This is a genomic window from Vibrio sp. 10N.222.55.C6 (assembly GCF_041473395.1).
In the GTDB taxonomy this organism is placed as follows: domain Bacteria; phylum Pseudomonadota; class Gammaproteobacteria; order Enterobacterales; family Vibrionaceae; genus Vibrio; species Vibrio crassostreae_C.
This window is the reverse complement of record NZ_JBFRSD010000357.1, coordinates 1-543: the sequence shown is the minus strand read 5'-3', so window position 1 is coordinate 543 and position 543 is coordinate 1. Positions and strand designations below refer to the sequence as shown.

At 39.2% G+C, this 543-nt stretch carries 1 protein-coding gene; it reads right to left on the bottom strand.

Features of this window, described 5'->3' with window-relative positions; genetic code table 11:
• Positions 1–438, bottom strand: a 438-nt coding sequence (locus tag AB4486_RS24105; RefSeq protein WP_372119147.1) for a hypothetical protein, incomplete at its 3' end; no start/stop codon positions are given.
• Positions 439–543: the final 105 nt, after the last annotated feature.

Genomic DNA, 543 nt, shown 5'->3' with positions numbered 1-543 from the left:
ACTTAGTACTTGACCTGAACGCTGATCAGAGTTTTTACAACCAATATTATTGGCTGGTTTAAAAAAGCTCCAACTGGATCTTCCATTGGATGTAACTGATGGCCCTTCAACGAACCAACTACAATTGTTAGTGTCTAGATAGTGTCCGGCAATTAGTTGGTTGGCACTTGTAAAGGCAACTGATTTTATGGAACTCATATTCTTAAATACTAGGTTGCCATTTTTGTCCGCTGCGAACTCTGCACTCATGTCAAAGAATTGAGTTTGTCCAGTGTCCTTGTTGGTTACTGGTACGCGTAACATGGTTACTTGGTTACCAGCACCTTGGAAGTGAGCACCTTGGAATGCGATATCTAGATTAGAGTTCTCTACATCCGCAGCGAAGGCTGTTGATGAGATAAGAAGAGCGGATGTTGCTAAAAGTGTTTTCTTAAACATGGATATAAGCCTTAATCAATGTTTCAAATAGGTTGTAAATTGAAATAGTTTTAAAAGTGGCATGCTCTTAAAGAGACATAGTCTGGTTACCAGTAATTGTTGGAT